Source organism: Stenotrophomonas rhizophila (genome assembly GCF_020857975.1).
GTDB lineage: Bacteria > Pseudomonadota > Gammaproteobacteria > Xanthomonadales > Xanthomonadaceae > Stenotrophomonas > Stenotrophomonas rhizophila_C.
In genome coordinates, this window is the sequence record NZ_JACWUO010000002.1 from 193,095 (window position 1) to 213,794 (window position 20,700).

Here is a 20,700-nt window from a genome sequence, read left to right on the forward strand (position 1 = left end):
ACGAAGGCCCGGGGAAACCCGGGCCTTCGTCGTTGCGGACAACGACGATTCCCTGACGCCATCCCGGCTGAATTCGGCACGAAAACAACACCATCTCGACTGGTGAAAAAAAATAAACGTCGAGTTGGTCGCACTTCCCGATCAATCAATGGATTGACTATTGTCCGCGCCGACATGCCTTGCTATTTCCAGCAGCGCGGGCCGCTGGGTATGCCCGCTCACTCCACAAAGGGGAAGGGCTAATGAGGCGATCCACGATATTCCGGCATGCCGTGTTGGCCGCCGCCACGGCCATCATCCTGGCAGGCGCGGCGCAGGCGCAATCTAACATTACCGGCGCCATTTATGGCAACAGCGACGCCGGCAGCATCATCACCATCCAGAACCTGGACTCCGGCTTGACCCGGACGGTAACCGTAGGCCGCGACGGGCGCTACCGCATCGGTGATCTTCCCAATGGGCCGTACCAGGTCAGCATGCAAAAGGGCGGCGTCGAGCTCGGCGTGCACGAGCGCGTGGAGGTGGTTATTTCCAGTGGCACCGAAGCCTCGTTTGCTGGCGGCGGCATTATCCAGCTGGAGCGCGTCGAGGTAACTGCCACCGCCGTGCCGACGATCGACATCTCCCAGACCGATACCCGCAGCGTGTTCACTGCCGAGCAACTGAGCCAGCTTGCGCTCGGTCGTGACCTGGCCAGCGTGGCCCTGCTGGCGCCCAGCGTGGTCGCCAATGACAGCTACTCGGCCAACGGCAACACCGTCCCCAGCTTCGGCGGTTCGGCATCCTCGGAGAATGCGTATTACATCAACGGCTACCCGGTCACCAACCCGTTGAGCTCGATCGGTTTCACCACCCTGCCCTTCGATGCGATTTCCCAGCAACAGACCCTCACCGGCGGCTATGGTGCTGAATTCGGACGTTCCACCGGTGGGGTGATCAACATTGTCACCAAGCGGGGCAGCAACCAATGGAAGGCCGGCGCATATCTGTTCTGGAGCCCGGAAGTGCTGCGATCCAAGCCCCGCGACAGCTTTTTTCCGGACACCGGTTTCTATACCGCCGACAATCCCGATCCCACCAAGCGCACCGATGGCACGCTGTACCAGCGGCGCAGACAGAACCAGAGCTGGACCCAGACCAGCGGCGCCTATGTCGGTGGGCCGATCATCAAGGATCGCCTGTTCGTCTATGCCGATGTCGAACTGACCCGGCGCGAGGGCAGCGCGGTGGGCTCAACCAGCCAGGCCGCCCCGACCACGCCCAATGCCTGGCGCCAATATTCCTATGCATACCCGCGCTGGGCCGCCAAGCTCGATTGGAACATCACCGACAACCACCTGCTGGAGTTCACCGGCGTCTCCGATGTCACCACCTTCGACAGCGCCGGCTACACCTTTGATTACGAGAACTTCAGCCGCGGTACCGAGCAGAATGCAGGCGCCCACGACCAGAAGAAATCCCGGCTCTACATTGGCAAGTACACCGGCTACCTGACCGACAACCTGACCGTATCGGCACTGCTGGGTACCCAGAAGATCGAGCATTCCAGCTCCCCCTGGGGCTATGACCCGTCCTGCCCGCGCACCTCCTCGTCGGCGTCATCGCAGCATCCAGACATTCCCAGGGAAAACTACGTCGGCTGCTGGACCGCCGCCGGCGTCGCGGTTCCCGGCGCCTACGACAAGACCCGCGGGTGGCGCCTGGATATGGGCTACCGCATCGGCCGACATGACCTGCGCGTCGGCATGGACACCCACAACGCGGAGTCCTTCACCGGCAGCGAGTACGGCGGCGGTTTCGCCTGGGTCTACAGCCGCACCAATGATCCCAACGCCGCCATCGACGCATCGCATGGCGTCGGCGCACCGGGCTCGGCCGGCGGACTCGGCAGTGAAGGCTATTACGTGCGCAAGCAGTACAACACCCAGATCGCCAAGGTCCGCACCGAACAGAGCGCACAGTTCATCGAGGACCGCTGGCAGGTCGCGGACAAGGTACTGCTGTCGCTTGGCCTGCGCAATGAATCCTTCACCAACTACACCGGCGACGGCAAGGTGTATGTGAAGCAGTCCAACCAGTGGGCGCCGCGATTGGGCGCAGTCTGGGATGTACATGGCGACGCATCGCTGAAGCTGTACGCCAATGCCGGTCGCTACCATCTGGCACTGCCCAACAACGTGGCGGTGCGCGCCGCGTCCGGTTCACGCATCTCCTCGGAGTACTTCACCTATACCGGCGTCGACAAGAACGGCACGCCGAAAGGGCTGGTCAACATCCCGGTCGATCCCAACGTCGGCTACACCTGCCCCGGCCAACCCACCGTCATCTCGGCCAACCTGGAATGCGGCGATGCGCCCGACCCGCGCACGGTCGCGGCGGTCGACCTGAAGCCGCACTATCAGGACGAATTCATCGTCGGCATGCACAAAACGCTCGGCGAGCACTACACGTGGGGAGCCAAGGTCACCTACCGCGATCTCAAGAACGCCATCGATGACACCTGCGCGCCGGCGCTGGGAGGCGGCTGCTTCATCTTCAATCCGGGCCGCGGCAACACGTTCTGGGAAGAACAACCGGACGGCAGCTTCGAAAAGCACTATTACTCGGCCAAGGAACTCGGCCTGCCCAAGCTCAAGCGGCGCTACTACGCCATCGACCTGTTCCTGGAACGGGCGTTCAACACCGACTTCTATGCCCGGGTCGACTACACCGTTTCGCGCAGCTACGGCAACACCGAGGGACAGCTGGCCTCGGACCTCGACAGCGGCGGCGGTGGGCAGTCGGATGTGTCGGCCACCCAGGACTGGGACCTGCCGCAGCTGATGTACGGCGCCAACGGCCCGCTGCCCAACCATCGTGCCCACCAGATCAAGGCCTTCGGCTCCTACCGGCTCAGCCCGGAGTGGCGCGTGGGGGGATCGCTGATCATCGCGTCCGGCCGGCCACGCTCATGCACAAGCGACTACCCGACCGCCGACAAGGGACTGTACAACGGTGCCTTCTACTACTTCTGCGGCCTGGCCGGCAGTGGTACCGACCCGGACAAGGACGGCTATGTGCCGCCGTCGGACGACTATCGCTTCGCAGCGCGCGGCAGCAACGGCACCGCTCCGTGGAAGTTCCAACTGAACCTCTCGGTGGCCTACACGCCGCTCTGGGCGTCCAGCAGGCTCATCCTGCAGGCCGATGTGCTGAACGTGCTCAACCGCCAGGTCGCCGGTTCGTACTACAGCGGCTATTCCCAGGACCGGGTAACCCCGGACCGGCGCTACAACCAGGAACTCAACTACGACTCGCCGCGACAGGTCCGGTTGAGCGCACGCTACGTGTTCTGAGCCGGGCCCATCCACGCCCGGCAGCTGCTTTTCTCCAGCCCCGCCTCGGCGGGGTCTTTTTCCGGTGCTTCCCCCACCCTGACAGCCCATCCACGCAGGTAACGGTGCCGCCCCCGCAGGTACCCACCGATCGCCCCGGGCACCTGCATGCCGCCTTGCCCTGCAGCTTGGTACACTCGCGCGATCTTCAATCCTCGATGGATTTGTTTTACATGCCCAACTTCCGTCCGCTCGCCATTGCCCTGGGCCTGGGCCTGGCCTCCCTGGTCATCGCCCACGATGCGCATGCCGCCAAGAAGAAGGCCGCCCGTGCGCCGGCCGTCAACGCGCAGTGCAGCGACTTCTACGATGCCAACAATGCGGCCTGGCTGAAGGCCAATCCGGTTCCGCAGACCGGCGCCACCACCGCGCTGGGGCAGCTGGCCGAACGGACCCGCCAGCAGCAGCGCGAGCTGCTGGATGCGTCGATGAAGACCCCGCAGGGCAACGTGCAGAAGCTGCTCGGCGACTTCTGGGCCAGCGGGCTGGACGAGGCCGCGGTGGAAGCCGATGGGTCCAACCCGATCGCCCCGCTGCTGAACCGCATCAACGCCATCAAGAAGGCCAAGGACGTACCGGCCTCGATCGCCGCGCTGCACCAGGTCGGTATCCCGGTGGCCTTCAATTTCGGCCCCGATGTCGACCTCAAGGCGCTGGACCGCCACATCGGCTACTTCATGCAGGGCGGCATGGGCCTGCCGGACCCGGCCTTCTACACCCGCACCGACGCCGACACCGTCGCGCTGATGGGCCGCTATCGCAACTACGTCAAGCAGATCCTGGCGCTGACCGGCACCCCGGCGGCCAAGCTGGACGCCGAATCGCAGGCGGTGATCGCGCTGGAAACCGAACTGGCGCGCAACGCGCAGTCGCTGGCCGGGATCAACAACCCGTTCAACAACTACGCCCCGATCTCCACCAAGGACCTCAACAGCCGCTACCGCAACCTGCAGCTGGATGCGTTCCTGAAGGCGCAGGGCGTCAACGACGACCTGGTCTCGCTGTCCGACCCTGCCCTGTTCAAGCAGCTCGACGGCATGGTCGGCCGGATCAAGCCGGACCAGTGGAAGGCCTACCTGCGCTGGCGGGTCGGCGATGCGATGGCGCCGTACCTGTCCAAGGCCTACCGCGATGCCGAATTCGAGTTCCGTGGCCGCGTGATCCGTGGCGAGACCATCGCCCCGGCGCGTTGGGAGCAGACCCTGGATGCGATCAACGTCGCCGCCGGCCCGATGCTCGGCCGCGAATACGCCAGCCGGTACCTGTCGGCCGATGACCGCCGCCAGGCCGCGGTCATCGTCGACAAGATCCGCGAAGTACAGATCGATGCGGTCAAGCGCAGCACCTGGCTGAGCGCCGACGCCAAGACCGAGGCGCAGGCCAAGCTGGCCGCGCTGAAAATCGAGATCGGCACCCCGCTGCGCGACCTGGACTACAGCGTGCAGCCGATGGGCCGTGGCAGCTTCGGCGGCAACATGCTGATCGCCTCGACCTGGCGCCACCGCGAAGAAATGAAGCGGATCGGCAAGGGCAACGCCGACCGTCGCTGGGACGTGCTGCCGCAGCAGCCGGCGCTGGCCTACGACATCGCCCAGAACCGCCTGATCGTCACCGCCGCGGTGCTGCAGGGCCCGGTGTTCAACGCCAAGGCCGATGCCGCCGACAGGTACGGCAGTTTCGGCGCGCTGGTCGCCCACGAACTGACCCGCGCCATCGACGCCAAGGGCGCACTGGTGGATGCCAAGGGCGAACTGCGCAGCTGGTGGACCCCGGCCGACAAGACCGCCTGGACCCTGCTCGGCACCAGCGTGGCCAAGCAGTACAGCGGCTACGATTTCCCCGGCATCAAGGGCGCCAAGGTCAACGGCGAGCTGACCCGCGAAGAGAACCTGGCCGACCTGGCCGGGCTGGAACTGGCCTGGGAGGCGTACAAGGTCTCCGAACCCAGCGCCAAGCCGGCCGCCCAGCAGGGCTTCTTCCGCGCCTGGGCCAACCTGTGGGCGCAGCAGCTCTCGCCCAACGAAGCCGCCCAGCGGCTGACCTCCGACGTCCTCGCCCCGGGCCGCTGGCGCACCAACGGCGCGCTGTCCAACCTGCCGGCCTTCGGCGCCACCTTCAACTGCAAGCCGGGCCAGCCGATGCAGCGGGTGGACAGCGAGCAGATCAAGGTCTGGCGCTGAGTCGACCGCGTTGATGCAATGAAAAGGGCGCCCTCCGGGCGCCCTTTTCATTGGCGGCGTAGGTACCCACCGTTGGTGGGTACTTGCCTCGCGGGCCCAACGCATTCGTACCCACCAACGGTGGGTACCTACCCGGGATCGGCCTGCAGCGTGCCGCGGTAGGCGGCAATCAGGCCGACCAGCGGCGCGGCGATCTCCACGTCGAAGATGAAACGGCCATCGCGTCCGGTTTCAAAGGTGCGCCCGCCAGGCAGCAGCGCCTTCGGCAGCGGGATGCCCAGGCACGACCAGCGGCGCGCCACCAGGTGCAGGCGGTCGTCCTCCAGCACCAGTGCCAACGCCACATCCACGATGCCGAACCGCTCCACCAGCAGCCACGCGTTCCTGCCCTGCCCGCGCCGCTGCCACGAGGAGAAGCGGCGGCCGGCGAAATCGCGGGTCCAGCGTTCGCCACCGCGCTCGGGGGTGAAGCCCACCCTGACCGGCACGTCGGTACCGGCCGGCGGGAAGCCGATCACGCGCCCGACCAGCCGCGCCAGCAATCCGCGGCCACGGCGCACCTCGGCCAGCCCGCTCCAGGCGTGGGCATGCGTAGCTGCGTGCAACGCCTGCACCGGTGCCGGCAGCGCGCCATAGGCACTGCCCAGCAACTGCTGGTACAGGCTTGCGCCGGGCTGCTCGTGGCGGAATCCGCAGTGGATCGAGCGGCCTTCGAACAGCCGCTGGTAGTCCGACAGCTCCAGCGCATGGGTGGCCGGGCGCGCGCCTGCGGCAGGCCGCTCACCGGCCAGCAGCTTGCGGATCACCGCCTCGATCGCCATCGACGGAATATACGGGCCGTCATCACCCTCGGCGAGCAGGTGCCATGTCTGTTCGACCACCACCCCGTCGCGCAGCCCGCTGGCGCGCACGAACATGCCACCGCGGTGCTCGCCGAACTTCATCAGGTTCAGCACCATGTAGAACAACCGCGCCAACGGCAGCAGCGACGGCAGGCCGAAACGTGCCCTGGCCCCGGCCAGCAGGTTCAAGATGCGGTGCAGCAGTTCCGGTACAGGGCCGGCACCGATCCAGATATCGATCAGGGTCGGGTGTTCGGGCGGGATCACCTGCAGGTCGGGCACGTCGACCAGGGAGAAATGCAGGTTGCGCAACGGCAGCTTGCCGGGCACGGCAATGGTGAAGCGCCGGCTTTCGGCCAGGCCGCAGCCGTATGCCGCCTGCCCGTTGCGGGTCAGCTTCACCGGCGCGCCGGCATAGCCGACCACCGCCCGCATCACGTTGAGCCCGATCCCGGCATACGGCGACGGCGCAATCCCGCCGTCCACGCTGACGATGTCCATGCTGCCGGCCATCTGCCGCAGCACCGCCGCGGTCAGTACCGGGAAGCTGCTGACCCCGGACAGCACGTAGATGCCCGCCGCCCTGGCCTGCGCATCGAACTGCGCCACCCCGAACACGAAATCGGCCGCGTCGGCAAAATCCAGATAGGGAATCCGCGCCGCGATGCAGGCCTGGACCACCCCGTAGGGCTGGTCGCCATAGTCCTGGAAGGGCCCGGACGCATCCACCACCAGGTCCGGTTGTTCGGCCAGCAACACCGTATCGATGTGCCGGCGGTCCACCTTCAGCGGGCGCAGCACGGGCTGGCCGTGGTAGCTGGCGCAGAACGCGCTGGCCGCCTCCAGGTTGCGGCCGCAGATCAGCAGTTCAAGGCCGGCCAGGTCGGACAGCAGCCGCGCCAGGCGCCCGCCGAATACCCCATAGCCACCGAGGATCAGTACTTTCACGATGCAGCGTCCCTGCGAGTGTTGCGCCGGTCTATTTCACCCGGCGCAGGTGGTTCGGCCGCGGGCCACCGGGCGGTCGTTTGTTGAACGGCGGTTGGCCGCGCCAGTAGCGGATCAGCAGCCAGCCGAACAGCATTCCGCCCAGGTGCGCGAAATGCGCCACGCCCGGCTGCCAACCGGTGGCGCCCAGCACCAGCTCCATCGCACCGAACACGATCACGAAGGTGCGCGCCTTCATCGGAATCGGCGGGAACAACAGCATCACCCGCTGGTTGGGGAACAACATGCCGTAGGCCAACAGCAGGCCGAACACGCCACCGGAGGCGCCCAGCACGGTGGCCGGGTCGGTCATCATCGCGCCCACCAGCAACTGGCACACGCCCGCACCGGCCACGCACACCAGGTAATAGATCAGGAAACGCTTCTCGCCCCAGGTCTGCTCCAGCGGCGCGCCAAACATGAACAGCGCCAGCATGTTGAAGAACAGATGGCCGAAACCGCCATGCAGGAAGCCGTAGGTCAGCAGCTGCCAGGGCTGGAAGTTGCCGCCGGGCGAGAACGGATCGAAGCCGCCGCGCAACGGTTGCAGCATGAACGGCTCAAAGGTGCCGTTGCCGAGCAGGAACGGCTGCTGCAGCAGGAACAGCACGATGTTGGCGATCAACAGTGCCTTGGTGACGGTGGGCAGTCGCGGAAACATGGAGGCATCCTTTGGAACCGTGCCCATCATAGCGGCAGTGCCCGGGCTTGGCGGCCGCCGCGCATGTCGCATTCACCCGCGCGGGGCGATGCGCCGGGTCAGCCTGGGCCCCATAGCGCCGCATCCAGGTCGTCGCCGCCGCTGCGCGGCATCTGCTTGACCCGCCCACGCTCGATCGCCACGCCTTCGGCGCGCAGCCGGTGGTTCTGCTCGCGCCAGCCGCGCGAGCCCTCCGGCATGGCGATGCGACCATCCGAGCGCAGCACCCGGTGCCAGGGCAGGTCCGGATCCTCGTTCATGCCCAGCACGCGCGCGGTCAACCGCGCCCGGCCCGGCAGGCCGGCCTTGGCCGCCACCTGGCCATAGCCCATCACCTGCCCGCGCGGAATCGCCCGGATCACCGCCAGGATGCGCTCGCGCGCCTGCGCGGCGGCGTCTTCGCCAGCGGCCGCGGTCACCCGCGCACGCGGCTGACCAGCAGCACGCCGACCAGCACCAGCGCCGTCCCCAGTATCTGCCAGGGCCCCATGGGTTCGTCGAGCAGCCATAGACTCATCACGATGGTGGATACCGGACCGAGCATACCCACCTGCGCGGCCAACGACGAGCCGATCCGCTTGACCGCCAGCATGATCGCCAGAACCGGCAGCACCGTGCACAGCGTGGCATTGAGCAGCGACAGCCAGTACACCGGCGGCGGCGCCTGGGCCAATGCAACCAGCGGGTGCAGCAGCGCGAAGTGCAGCACGCACAGCACGCAGGCCACGCAGCTGGCATAGGCGGTCAGCCGGATCGCACCGATCCGCGCCACCACCTGGCCACTGCCGAACAGATACAGCGCATAGCTCAGCGCACTGCCCAGCACCAGCGCGCTGCCCAGCACGATGCTTCCGCCTTCCAGCTGCAGGTCGTGGCCGAAGGCCAGCAGCACGCCCAGGTAGCTCAGGCCCAGCGCGGCCAGTTGCCAGCGCCCGGGGCGCTTTTTCAGCAGCACCAGACTGATCAGCAGCACCAGGGTCGGGTTGAGGTAGAGGATCAACCGCTCCAGGGTCACGCTGATGTATTGCAGGCCCTGGAAATCGAGCAGGCTGGACAGGTAATAGCCGGTGAAGCCCAGCCACACCACTCGCCCGCGGTCGCCCCATGACAAGGCCGGCGCGAGCCGCGCAGACCAGACCGCCAGCAATGCGAACAGCGGGAAGGCCATCAACATCCGCAGCGCCAGCAGCGTGGTGGCATCCACGCCGTGCCGGTAGGCCAGCTTGACGATCACCGCCTTGCCCGAGGCGGCAATGGCGCCGACCGCGGCCAGGGCGATGCCGCCGGCGGCGATGCGGCTGGAGGAGGTGGGCAGCGAGGAAGCGGGTGAAGACATCAGGACGGCGGACAGCCGCACGGAGGCGGCTGGGCAGCGGGGGAACAGGAATTGTCGCATGCTCGACACCCACCGACTCCAGGCGGGTGGAGCAGCCCCTTGAATCAAGGGGGCGCGCCGACAGGCGCGGGGATGCGGGTGATGGTGAAGCGGGGCCCAAAGTTTGCATCGCAAACCTTGGGAGCGATGCGCGACTGCGCGTTGCTACCGCATCAGCACGATTTCCTCGGCGGAGGTCGGATGGATCGCCACGGTGTCGTCGAACTGGGCCTTGGTCGCGCCCATCTTCACCGCCAGCGCGAAGCCCTGCAGGATTTCATCGGCGGCATCGCCGAGCAGGTGTACGCCCACCACGCGCTCTTCCTCGCCCACGCAGACCAGCTTGAACAGGCTGCGCTGGGTACCGTCGGACAGCGCCTGCAGCATGGGGCGGAAGTTGCTGCGGTATACGCGTACGTCGTCGTGCTGTTGGCGCGCGTCTTCCTCGCTCAGGCCGACCGCGCCCAGTGCCGGATGCGAGAACACCACGCTGGCCACGTTGTCGTAGTCCATCTTCGCCTGCGGGTTGCCACCGAACAGACGGTCCATCAGCTTGCGCGCCGCGGCGATCGCCACCGGGGTCAGGCCGACCTTGCCGGCGATGTCGCCGACCGCATGCACGCTGGGCACGGCCGTGGTCTGCCAATCGTCGACCTCCACCTCGCCCTTGTCGCCCACCACGATGCCCAGTGCTTCCAACCCCAGCCCGGCGCTGTTGCCGCGGCGCCCGGTGGCGAAGAACAACTGATCGAAATGGGCGTCATGCGGGCCGTCGTGGCCGTAGGCGACTATCGACCCCGCCTCGCGGCGCAGTTCGCGCAGGCGGTAGTTGAAGTGCAGCTGCACGCCCTGGTGGCGCAGGTTTTCGGCCAGCTGCGCGGTCAACTCCGCATCGAAGCGTTCCAGCAGGCGCTCACCGCGCACCAGCAGGCTCACCCTGCTGCCCAGTGCCTGCAGCAGCCCGGCCAGCTCGACGGCGATATAGCCGCCACCGACGATCGCCACCCGCTCGGGCGCACCGCACAGGTTGAAGAAGTCATCGGAGATCGAGCCCAGTTCCGCGCCCGGAATGTCCGGGCGCTGCGGGTGGGCACCGGTGGCGATCAGGATGTGCGCGGCGCTGATGCGCACCCCATCGCTGCATTCCACCGTATGCGCATCGACCAGGCGGCCACGGCGCGGTACCCGCACCACCTTGCTGTCGTCCAGGCGCTTGAGATAGCTGGCGTGGATGTTGGCGATATACGCCTGGCGGTGCACCACCAGTTCCTTCCAGTCCAGCGCCGGCCGTAGCGGCACGTCAAAACCCATCGCCGCGGCCATGCCGATCCGCTCGGCCAGGTCGGCGGCCAGCCACATCGCCTTCTTCGGCACGCAGCCCACGTTCACGCAGGTGCCGCCCAGCTCACCCGGCTCCAGCATCGCCACCCGCTGCCCATGCTGAGCGGCGCGGAACGCCGCGGCCAATCCGCCGGAGCCACCGCCCAGCACGATCAGGTCATAGTCGTATTGCATCGTCATAAGCATCGCTCGGCTTGGTAGGTGCAGGGTCGGCGATCGACCCGATATCCAACCCGAGCATGCCATGCGCAGGTGCGCAGCAGAGGTGAGGATGGGCCGAACACTGCGATCCACCCCGGCACCGGTGCCGGCCGCTCAGCCCTGTACGGGTCGCCGCCGCAACGGCGGCCACTGCCGGTAGGTCATCGCGCGCCACAGCCATTCCAGCGGGCCAAAGCGGAAAACGCGCAGCCAGGCATGGCTGATCGCCAGCTGCAGGGCGCACAGCAGCAGGGCGAACGACAGCTGCCACGCGCGCGGCAGCTGTTCGAACGCCCCCAGGCCATAGCCATAGAACACCAGGGTGCAGACCAGCGACTGGCCGATGTAATGGGTCAAGGCCATCTGCCCCATCGGCGCCAGCCACTGCAGGTGCCGGCGCGCGTGCACGGTCCAGGCCAGGTAACCCAGGCACATCAGCAGCGAGGCGATCGAGGACAGGGCAAAGGCGGCCCCGGTGACCGGGGTGAACGTACCCGGCGCTACATACGGCACCCACACCGCACTGCCCAGCATCAACGCCAGCCCCAGTGGCAGGGCGATCCAGCGCAGACGGCGGTACAGGCGTTCAAACCGTTCGGGGTGGGCCAGCGCGCCGCTGCGCCCGAACCAGCTGCCGATCAGGAACATGCCCAGCACTTCCGGGCCGACCACCACGATCGCGGTGGATGAGGCGCCCAGGTCATGCAGGCGTTGCAGCACCGCCTGCGCGTAGCTGCCGTGGCCATAGGCCTGGCGTTGCTGCTGGATCACCTGCTCGGCCTGCACCAGCGTCTCGCGCAGTTGCGCGTTGCCCACCTCCACCTGCGCGGCCAGGCCCATCATCGCGCCCAGCAGCAGCATCAGCACCGCCGCCCCCAGGTAGACCAGCACGCCCATCGCCGGCAGCCAGCGCGTAGGCGCCTCTCGGCAGGCCAGCAGCGGCAGCGACATCAGCGCGTAGATCATCAGGATGTCGCCGGACCAGACCAGCAGCGCATGGCACAGGCCGATCAGCAGCAGCGCTGCGCTGCGGCGCAGGTAGAACGGGGTGAAATCGCGCCGCGCCGCCTCGGCGCGCTGGGCCATGATCGAAAACCCGGCACCGAACAGCAGCGAGAACAGGGTGAAGAACTTGCCCTGCACCAGCACGTAGACCAGCGCGTCGGCGGCATAGTCCAGGCCCTGCCAGTGCGGGTCGATGCCGGTGAAGGACAGGTCCAGCGGTCCGCTGAAGGCCTCCATGTTCATCAGCAGGATGCCGATCAGCGCCACTGCGCGCAGGATATCCAGGACCGCGATGCGGTCGCCTGCAGCCACTGGCTGCAGGGAAAGGGAAGCAGCGTTCACAGGCAATCCGTGGACCGGGGCGGCCATTATGCCGTTGCCTGCGCCGCTGGTGTCCGACCGTGGGTCGGCCCTACCAGCGCAGGGGCAGGCCCGGGCGACGCCCGGACCTGCATCAATCAATGCTGGTGACCGCCATCGCCGTGCACGTGGCCGTGTTCGAGTTCTTCGGCCGCCGCTTCGCGCACGTCGATGATCTCCACCGCGAAATGCAGGTCCTTGCCGGCCATCGGGTGGTTCAGGTCGACGTCGACCACGCTCATGCCGACCTTCTGCACGGTGACCGCGCGCGGGCCGAAGTTGGTCTGCAGCACCACCTGCTGGCCCGGGACCAGCCGGGTATTGCCGAAATGCTTCTTCGGCACGCGCTGGGTCAGGCCTTCGCGGCGCTCGCCGTAGGCGTCGGCTGCCTTCACATCGACATCGAAACTCGCGCCGGCTTCCTGGTCCATCATGGCGTTTTCCAGGCCCGGGATGATGTTGCCGTGGCCGATCAGGATCGCCAGCGGATCACGGTCCCTGGAGCTTTCGATCGGCTCCTGGCCCTGCTCGGCAACGGTGTAGTGGAAACGGACGACGCGGTCTTTTTCGATCTTCATGCGCAACTCTGGGTGGTCGCTGCCGGGGCAGACGGGTGGGGCGGGTTGTCGCCCGCCGGATACGCCGCCATGATGACGGCCTCCTGAGATGGCGCATTATCCGGACATCATGCAGCTGACGCCAGTTTCCACCGCACTCCGCCATTGCCTCGGCGTGTCCCTGTTGGCCGTCACGCTGCTGCTCGCCGCCTGCGGCGGCGGCAAGAACAGCCGCCCGTCCGCACCGCCGGCCGCCACCCGGGTCTGGCCCAGCGTTGCCCCGAACGACCCGCAGGCGGCCAACGCGGTGCTGATGCGCGCCATCGGCCTGGTCGGTACGCCCTACCGCTACGGCGGCAACACCCCCGAGTCCGGTTTCGACTGCAGCGGGCTGGTGACCTATGTGTATCGCGAGATGCTCGACCTGAAGCTGCCGCGCACCTCGCGCGACCTGGCCGCGGTGCAGGGCCCGAAGATCGACCCGCAGCGGCTGGCACCGGGCGACCTGGTGTTCTTCGGCAGCCGCGGCAGTGTTTCCCACGTGGGCATCTATGTCGGCGAAGGTCGCTTCGTGCACGCCCCCAGCACCGGCGGCACGGTCCGCCTGGATTCGCTGGGCGGGTCGTACTGGAAGGACCATTACACCGGCGCGAAACGTGTCCTGCACTAAACTGAACAGGGGCAAGGTCAAATTTTGTGATGGACATCACATGTTTCTAAACGAAAATTTAACGAAATTTGTACTTAATCACCCGGCTTACACGGCATGATCACCCATCGTTTTTATTCAGTGACCGCCGCGTGACGACAGCCGACCTGCCAAATCAAGGCCAGACCGCCGCCCCCAGGCGTAGCACCCGACCCGTTTTCCTCGCCCTTGCCCTCTGCCTGTCCAGCCTTCCGGCCTGGGCCCAGACCGCACCGACAACCGCTGTAGACGCCGCTCCGGCTGGCGCCAGCACCCCCGAATCCTCCGCGGTGGCCAAGCCCAAGGCCGATGCCCCCGCCCGCAGCAAGGCCGATGCCGCTGCCAGCGCCACCCTCGCCGCCCTGCTGCCGCACCTGGCGGCCAACGACACCATCCCGCTGATGGACCGCTCGGCGATGTTCGCCGGCGATCTCAGCCGCCTGCTCGCCAACTACGATGCCAGCACCGCCAATGGCGCGGTGGTCGGTGGCGCGGCCGACAACGGCAAGGTGCAGTCCCTGCTGCGCCGCGCGATGACCCTGCTGGGCACGCCGTACCGCTGGGGCGGCACCTCGCCGGACAGCGGCTTCGACTGCAGCGGCCTGGTCGGCTACGTGTTCCGCACTGCCCTGGGCATCGAACTGCCGCGCGTTTCGCGTGAGATGGCCCACGACGGCGAGGCCCAGCTGATCAACGACCGCAATGCGCTGGCCGCCGGCGACCTGGTGTTCTTCGGCCGCAAGGGCCGGGTCGACCATGTCGGCATCTATGTCGGCGAAGGCCGCTTCCTGCATGCCCCGAGCACCGGCAAGGATGTGCGCGTGGACAGTTTGACGAGCGGTTACTGGAGCGGCAAGTTCATGCAGGCCCGCCGCGTCGACCTGTAACGGCCGGCTGCACGCCCCCTGCCTGAAGGCCGCTGCCCTGCAGCGGCCTTTTTCGTTGGGCCAGCCGCATCCTGCCTGGGAGGGGTATGGGCGCACCGTCGCCCGGACTGATGGCCGCTGCGCGTCCCAATCGGCGTTGTACCTGTAGTCGTTGCCAGCCATTGGCGGCCGACGATGCGTCTGCGGCCGAACGGCAGCGGGCGACGGACCCGGACGTGGGGCGGCACGTCCATGGCACCCACGCTGACCCAGGTACCGCCCGAACCCTTCGTCGACACGGTGACGCATGGCGGCAGTCCCTGATGTTCCGGCCCGGTGTGTAATCTGGTTCGGGCACCCTTTGCCGGCCGAGCGTGCCGCCCTGGCCGCGGCCGGCTGGCAGGTGCGCGGGGTGGTCACCGACGAGTGCATGGCCATCGGCATGCGCGGCCGCGACCAGGTGGTCGGGCTGCTCGACCTGCGCACCACCGTGCCGGACAATCCCGCCCGTCTGCAGGCCCTGCTCGACCAGCACCGGCACATGGCCCTGCTGGCGATCCTGCCGGCCGCAACATCGCCCCCGTTGCCGGCCCTGCAACCGCTGTTGGCCGGCTGCCTGGAAACCTATGCCGCCCCGCTCGACCTGGCCCGCATGGTCAGCCGCCTGCAGCAGCTGGCCGGCGATGCCCAGTGCCCGCCCGTGCACGGCGCGCCGTCGCTGATCGGCGAAAGCGCGGTACTGCAGGTCGCCCGCCAGGCCATCCGCAAATTCGCACCGGTCGACCTGCCGGTGCTGATCACCGGCGAAACCGGCACCGGCAAGGAACTGGCCGCCCAGGCCCTGCATGCGTTGTCGCCGCGCCATGCGCGCCCGTTCCTGGCCGTCAACTGCGGGGCCATCCCCGCCGCGCTGGTGCAGTCGGAACTATTCGGCCATGAGCGCGGCGCCTTCACCGGCGCGGCCAGCCGGCGGTTGGGCCTGTTCGAGACGGCCAGCGGCGGCACCGTGTTCCTGGACGAGATCGGCGACCTGCCGCTGGATGCGCAGACCAACCTGCTGCGGGTACTGCAGGAAGGCACCGTCGAGCGGGTCGGCAGCAACCGGCCGCTGGCGGTAGACGTACGCGTGCTGGCGGCCACCCATGTCGACCTGGAACAGGCGGTAGCGCAGGGCCGGTTCCGTCGCGACCTGTTCTATCGGCTCAACGTGCTGCGCCTGCCGTTACCGCCGCTGCGCGACCGCGGTAGCGACATCGCCCTGCTGGCACGCCACTTCCTGGCCAGCTTCCGCGACCGCCACGTCACCCGCGCGCGCGGCTTCACCGGCGAGGCGATCCTGGCACTGGAGAGCTTTGCCTGGCCCGGCAACGTGCGTGAACTGCTCAACCGGGTACAGCGCGCGGCGATCGTCGCCGAAGGCGAGCTGATCGATGCCGGCGATCTGGAACTGCAACCGGCGCAACCGGATATCCCATACCCGCTGCACGACGCGCGCCGCCTGGCCGAACGCGACACCCTGCTGCGGGCGCTGCGCCAGGCCGATTTCAACATCAGCGCCTGCGCCCGCCACATGCAGGTATCGCGCGTCACCATCTACCGCCTGTGCCGCAAGCACCAGCTCGCCCTCCCCGAACTGCGCTGATCCGCTCAAACCGGCAGCACCATCTGTACCCATCAGCAGTGCTCCTCAAATCCATCAGGCAAGGAGCCCCCTTTTTGTTAAAGGGGGCGCGCCAACGGCGCGGGGTTTAGGTGGAATGCAAAAACCTCCCGGAACGGGAGGTCGCGCGCCGAAGGCGCGGGGGTTTAGGTGGAATGCGCTACATGCTTTGAGCAATATTGCTCAAAGCATGTACGGCACCTTGAAGGCCAGCGTGAAGTCCGGCGCATCCGGGGTCAGGCCGATGCCCAGCATGCTGACCAGGGTGGTGTTGCGGTTGAGCGCATAGGTGATGCCCAGGTTGAGGGTGCCGGCATTGGCGTCGCTGCCGATCACCTTGAACCACTGCCCGTTGCGGTAGCGGGTGGACGCACGGCTGCTGAGCTTGTCGCTGAAGGAAATGCTCAGGCTGGTGCGCTCGTTGAAGGCAAACGCCACGCCCGCACCGAAGTAATACGACCCGCCCAGCTTCACCTCGCCGGGGTTGACCGTATCGGGGTTGGCATCCAGGTCGTCGAAGCCGCGCGGGAAAGAGTGGATGTAGCCGATGTTAGCGAACAGGATCGCCGGGTCGGCGGTCTTGACCGCCGACAGCCCCACATTGGCCTGCCAGACACCGTTGCCGGTGGGCTGCTGCTCGGGCACGGCAAACCGGATGTAGTCGTCGTCATCGCGCTCCAGCACCGTCCAGTCCAGCCCATACGGCGCCCGTCCGGTCGGTGCGGTGGCACCCACGGTCAGCACCGTCTCCGGCCAGCGTCCGTGTTCGGCGAACAGGCGGTAGTTGGCGCTCAGGCCGACATCGCCGATGCCGGTGCCGGTGGTCTCTTCCTGCGCGATGGCAGCGGCCGAGCCACCGGCACCGCCTTTCTGGAACACGGTCTTGCGCGCCAGGTAGGGCACATCCAGGTTCAGGGTCAACCGTGGGCTGACACCCCAGCGCGCGGCCAGGTTGTAGGTCAGCGTGTCCGATTCGACGTTCTCGATGGCGATGTTGCCCAGGAAGATCGCATCCAGTGCCAGGAAGCCGTTGAGGGTGACCTGCTTGCGGTCATAGCGCGCATAGGTGAGGCTGTTTTCGACGGTGAAGCGACGGCTGAACAAGGCCGCCTGCTGCTGCTTGACGTCGTCCACGCTGCGCCGCGAAGCCTGCCTGGCCTGCTGGGCCTCTTCGGCACTGCTGGCGTAGCCGTCATTGCCGGCCGCTGCTGCCGGCGCAGTGGCAGGCAGCGGTGGTGGCGTAGTGCCGCCGGGCGCGGCGGCGGTCCTGCCGGACAGCCGGGCCTGCATCGCCTGTACCTGCATGTCCAGTTCGCGCAGCCGGCGTACTTCCTGGGCGTAGTTGGCCTTGAGGGTTTCCAGCTGCGCGATCAGCGCCTTGACGTCGGCCTCATTGGCCGGTGCCGCCTGCGCCTGCGCGCCGGCGGCGGCGATCAGTGCCAGCGCCGCCAGCGCCAGCGGTGTTGCCCGTATCGAGGTGTGCATTGCCTTGGCCTGCGTTGTGTTGTCGTGCCCCCTGCCCGGCCCTGGGATTACTGGCCCGGCCCCATGCCCACGCCCCGCACCAGCGTCATCGCCTGGGCCACGTTCTGGCTCAGCGGAACGTTGCTGGCCAGGGACTGCCTGACAAGATCGATCTGCATGCGGTTGCTGGCAGCCTGGCCGTCGCTGCCCAGCACGATGCTCTGGCCGACGCTGCCGCTGCGGATCCACTGCTGCACCGCGCCGACGCCGTCGATCTGCAGCTGCACCCTGGCGTTGTTGCCGTCCAGCTGCGCCACCGCGTTGACCCGGCCCTGCTGCACGCTGGCCAGCGTCTGGCCCTGTGCGGTCGCTGCGGCGGGCACATCGCCATCGCGCACGTTGAGCGCGGTGGTGTTGTGGGCCAGGTTGCCGTCACCGGCCAGCTGGATGCTCTGGGTCAGCCCGGCCACGTTGTGCAGGCCGCTGGCATCGATGCTGCGGCCGGTGAAGACCGGCAGCGGCGCATCGGCGGCGGTCACCGTCACCGATGGGGTGAAGCTCACTTTCGGCGCGCCGCCGGCACGGAAATCCATGCCCAGGGTCAGCGCGCTGCGGGCTGCCTGCCCACCGCTGTTCCACTGGGTGATCATGGTCACCCCGAACCAGGCCACGCTGCTGCCGTTGACCGCGTAGCGCCCACGCATCAGGCTCAGCTCGGGATCGGGGATTTCGTTGAGGCCCTTGCCGGGCCGTCCTTCATCGGCATGCACCGGTGCAGCCCCCAGCAGGGTCAGCAGCAGTACGCCGTATGTCCAGCGTGCGATGTTCATGGTGCCTCCTAGAACAAGTCGGCATGGGTGAAGCCGAAATCGACCAGCTCCGCTTCGGTGATCGGCCCCTGCCGCGCATACAGCGAACGCGCACTGGGCCGTTGCCCGGGCTGCAGCAGCACCGTGTTGCGATCGAAGTCACTGCCGATCACGACGAATACGGCGCGCGACGGCCATGCCGCGAGAAATTCGCTGACGGGGATACTGCGATTGCCCAGGATCGGGTCGGCCAGATCCACCACATCGCCGCGGACCTGCTTGAGGACCACGAAATGGCGGAAGCCACGCACATCCATCAGCACCAGTCCGGGCACGCGCAACGAGCGCAGGCGCTCTTCATCGACGCGGTAACCGCGCCCACGCATGCCCAGCGATTCCACGTAACGCTTGACGTCCAGCAGCGAAAAACCGCGCTGGTGGACCAGTTGCGGGTCGGCGACCCCCATCATGCCTTCGATCACCGTGCCCTCGTCGGCCTCCAGGTGGTAGGCGTGGCGCAGCAGGGTGGCCAGCGCGGCCGCGCCGCAGCTGTAATCGGTGTGTTGCCGCACCACGTTGCGGAAGCGCTGCTCCTGCATGCTTTCCACGTGCCGGGTCAGCACCGCCCCATTGGGCAGCACGCCGCTGAAACCGACCTCGCCGGCGCGCACGGCGCCACACGGCAGCAACAGCAGCAACAACGACCCGCACAGTGCGTGCTTGAACATCGGCGTGGCTCCGGATAGGTGGGAGCCCCTGCCCCAAAGGGGGAGGATGGGACAGGGACCCCCGGGAACCCGGTCATTGGCGGATGGCCGGGCTTGTTGCGCTCAACGCGTGTTGCCTGCGAAACCGGACAGACTTACTGTTCCGGGCCACCGCCACCGCCGCCGGTGGACGGCTGGGCAACGGCCAATGCCAGGCTGTTGGCCTGCAGGTTGCCGGTGCCGGCCGCGACGTTCACCCCGATGTTGCCGGTGGCGCCGGAGAACGCGCTGCCCGACAGTGCCGCGGTGTTGGTCGCATCCACGTTCACCCAGCGGGTGGTGGAGACGGTGCCGCTCAGGCTGGCGTACAGGTCGGCCACCCCCAGTTCGATAAACCGGCTGGTGCCGCTCTCATCGGTATCGAAGGCGATACCGCCCACGCCTTCCCGGTTCGGGTTGGCCGTTGCGTTCTGGATCTCGTTGTCCATATCGATGTGGCCGGTGGCACTGCCACTGGGATGGTCGAGCTCACCGTTCCAGGTGTCGAGGTAGTAGTTGTCCTTCTGGTAGGCGTTGCCGCTGCCGCTGTAGGTGCCCGCGCCCACCGCCAGCGTGCCGCCGGCCACGCGGCCGCGCAGGCTGACATCGACGGTGTCGGTCATCGAGCGCAGGTAGCCGGCGTTGGCCACGCTGTTGCCCGAGGACACCTGGTTGGAGCTGATGCTGGAAGTGGCATAGGCACTGGTGGCCACCGAGGCGGCCAGCGCATTCTTCTGCTCGTTGTTGTTGCCCGAAGCGATGTTCACCCCGAGGTTGCCCGACGCACCGCTGAAGGCAGCCCCGCCCAGGCCGGCGGCATTGGTCACCCCGGCATTGAGCGTGGTGTTGCCGGTACCGGCCTGGTTGACGAACACCTCGGCATCGGCCATGCCGAAGCTGAAGGACGCGTCGGCCGCCGACAGCGAGGCGGCATTGTCCTGCGCGTTGTTGTCGCCGGCAGCCACGTTGAAGCCCAGGTTGCCCGACGCATCGGTGCCGACGTCATCGGCGATCGAGGCGCTGTTGGTGACCAGGCTGTTGGCTGCGGTGTTGTTGCTGATCGACTGGCGGTTGTCGATCACCGCGATCGCGGCCGAATCCAGGTCGATCGAACCGGTGATTTCCGGGTCGCCGGAGAAGCGGATGTCCGAGCTCAGGCGCAGGTCCTTTTCCAGGTTCACATCGACGCCGTGGTTGTTCTTTTCCTTGCGCTCGTTGGCCTGGATGCTGCTGTTCTCGTTGACCGTCACATTGCGGTTGCGGGTCACATCGCTGTTGACGGTGGTATTGCTGGTGCTGTTGGTGTTGGTGGTGCTATTGCGGGTCCGGTTCCAGGTGCGCGAATCGGTACTGGTATCGGTATCGGTGTTGGTATTGGTGCGCGTTTCGGTCACGTTGTGCACGTGGTTGATGTTGGCGCTTTGGTTCTGGTTGTCGCCCCAGCCATTGGCGCCGGCCGAGGCCGATGCGGCGGCGATGGCCAGTGCCAGTACGGTCCGTTTCATGTTGGTATTCATGCTGCCCTCTCTCTCATCACAGACAATC

16 protein-coding genes are annotated in these 20,700 nt (G+C 67.2%); 5 read left to right on the forward strand and 11 right to left on the reverse strand.

What is annotated here, in order from left to right; genetic code table 11:
• The first annotated feature begins 242 nt into the window (after positions 1 to 242).
• Together IC535_RS02830 and IC535_RS02835 are read left to right on the forward strand one after the other, a co-directional pair.
• Positions 243 to 3,335, forward strand: coding sequence for a TonB-dependent receptor (locus IC535_RS02830; protein ID WP_228884339.1), 3,093 nt, complete (start codon positions 243 to 245; stop codon positions 3,333 to 3,335).
• Between the two features lie 212 nt (positions 3,336 to 3,547).
• Positions 3,548 to 5,554: a M13 family metallopeptidase gene (locus tag IC535_RS02835; protein ID WP_228884338.1), complete on the forward strand. Its 2,007-nt coding sequence runs from the start codon at positions 3,548 to 3,550 to the stop codon at positions 5,552 to 5,554.
• A 128-nt stretch (positions 5,555 to 5,682) separates the two neighbouring features.
• Here IC535_RS02835 and IC535_RS02840 read toward each other — a convergent pair whose 3' ends face one another.
• From IC535_RS02840 to IC535_RS02870, 7 genes are all read right to left on the reverse strand, one after another.
• On the reverse strand, positions 5,683 to 7,344 hold the full coding sequence (locus tag IC535_RS02840; protein ID WP_228884337.1) for an SDR family oxidoreductase: 1,662 nt from the start codon (positions 7,342 to 7,344) through the stop codon (positions 5,683 to 5,685).
• Between the two features lie 31 nt (positions 7,345 to 7,375).
• Positions 7,376 to 8,044 carry a rhomboid family intramembrane serine protease gene (locus IC535_RS02845; protein ID WP_228884336.1) on the reverse strand — a complete coding sequence of 223 codons (669 nt, stop codon included), beginning with the start codon at positions 8,042 to 8,044 and terminating at the stop codon, positions 7,376 to 7,378.
• Positions 8,045 to 8,142: 98 nt separating this feature from the next.
• Positions 8,143 to 8,502 (reverse strand): MGMT family protein, encoded by a 360-nt coding sequence (locus tag IC535_RS02850; RefSeq protein WP_228884335.1) that lies wholly within the window; start codon positions 8,500 to 8,502, stop codon positions 8,143 to 8,145.
• Positions 8,499 to 9,419, reverse strand: coding sequence for a DMT family transporter (locus IC535_RS02855; protein WP_228884334.1), 921 nt, complete (start codon positions 9,417 to 9,419; stop codon positions 8,499 to 8,501). Before IC535_RS02855 ends, IC535_RS02850 begins: the two co-directional genes overlap by 4 nt.
• Before the next feature lie 204 nt (positions 9,420 to 9,623).
• Positions 9,624 to 10,979 (reverse strand): glutathione-disulfide reductase, encoded by a 1,356-nt coding sequence (gorA, locus tag IC535_RS02860; RefSeq protein ID WP_228884333.1) that lies wholly within the window; start codon positions 10,977 to 10,979, stop codon positions 9,624 to 9,626.
• Between the two features lie 135 nt (positions 10,980 to 11,114).
• Positions 11,115 to 12,374 (reverse strand): DUF418 domain-containing protein, encoded by a 1,260-nt coding sequence (locus IC535_RS02865; protein WP_228884332.1) that lies wholly within the window; start codon positions 12,372 to 12,374, stop codon positions 11,115 to 11,117.
• A gap of 89 nt (positions 12,375 to 12,463) precedes the next feature.
• Entirely contained in the window at positions 12,464 to 12,943 is a 480-nt protein-coding gene (locus IC535_RS02870) for an FKBP-type peptidyl-prolyl cis-trans isomerase (RefSeq protein ID WP_228884331.1), read from the reverse strand.
• Between the two features lie 109 nt (positions 12,944 to 13,052).
• Here IC535_RS02870 and IC535_RS02875 point away from each other — a divergent pair, with 109 nt between their 5' ends.
• The 3 genes from IC535_RS02875 to IC535_RS02885 all read left to right on the forward strand — a co-directional run bounded on the left by IC535_RS02875 (position 13,053) and on the right by IC535_RS02885 (position 16,118).
• Complete coding sequence (locus tag IC535_RS02875) at positions 13,053 to 13,592, forward strand: C40 family peptidase (RefSeq protein WP_228884511.1); 540 nt, start codon at positions 13,053 to 13,055, stop codon at positions 13,590 to 13,592.
• A 131-nt stretch (positions 13,593 to 13,723) separates the two neighbouring features.
• Entirely contained in the window at positions 13,724 to 14,497 is a 774-nt protein-coding gene (locus IC535_RS02880) for a C40 family peptidase (RefSeq protein ID WP_429000310.1), read from the forward strand.
• A 286-nt stretch (positions 14,498 to 14,783) separates the two neighbouring features.
• Positions 14,784 to 16,118, forward strand: coding sequence for a sigma-54 interaction domain-containing protein (locus tag IC535_RS02885; protein ID WP_228884330.1), 1,335 nt, complete (start codon positions 14,784 to 14,786; stop codon positions 16,116 to 16,118).
• Positions 16,119 to 16,319: 201 nt separating this feature from the next.
• Here the strand turns inward: IC535_RS02885 and IC535_RS02890 are convergent, their stop codons facing one another.
• The 4 genes from IC535_RS02890 to IC535_RS02905 all read right to left on the reverse strand — a co-directional run bounded on the left by IC535_RS02890 (position 16,320) and on the right by IC535_RS02905 (position 20,672).
• Complete coding sequence (locus IC535_RS02890) at positions 16,320 to 17,621, reverse strand: hypothetical protein (protein WP_228884329.1); 1,302 nt, start codon at positions 17,619 to 17,621, stop codon at positions 16,320 to 16,322.
• A 47-nt stretch (positions 17,622 to 17,668) separates the two neighbouring features.
• Positions 17,669 to 18,430, reverse strand: a complete 762-nt coding sequence (locus tag IC535_RS02895) for a hypothetical protein (protein WP_228884328.1) — start codon at positions 18,428 to 18,430, stop codon at positions 17,669 to 17,671.
• Positions 18,431 to 18,438: 8 nt separating this feature from the next.
• On the reverse strand, positions 18,439 to 19,137 hold the full coding sequence (locus IC535_RS02900; RefSeq protein ID WP_228884327.1) for a C39 family peptidase: 699 nt from the start codon (positions 19,135 to 19,137) through the stop codon (positions 18,439 to 18,441).
• Between the two features lie 134 nt (positions 19,138 to 19,271).
• Positions 19,272 to 20,672: an adhesin gene (locus IC535_RS02905; RefSeq protein ID WP_228884326.1), complete on the reverse strand. Its 1,401-nt coding sequence runs from the start codon at positions 20,670 to 20,672 to the stop codon at positions 19,272 to 19,274.
• Between the last annotated feature and the right edge of the window lie 28 nt (positions 20,673 to 20,700).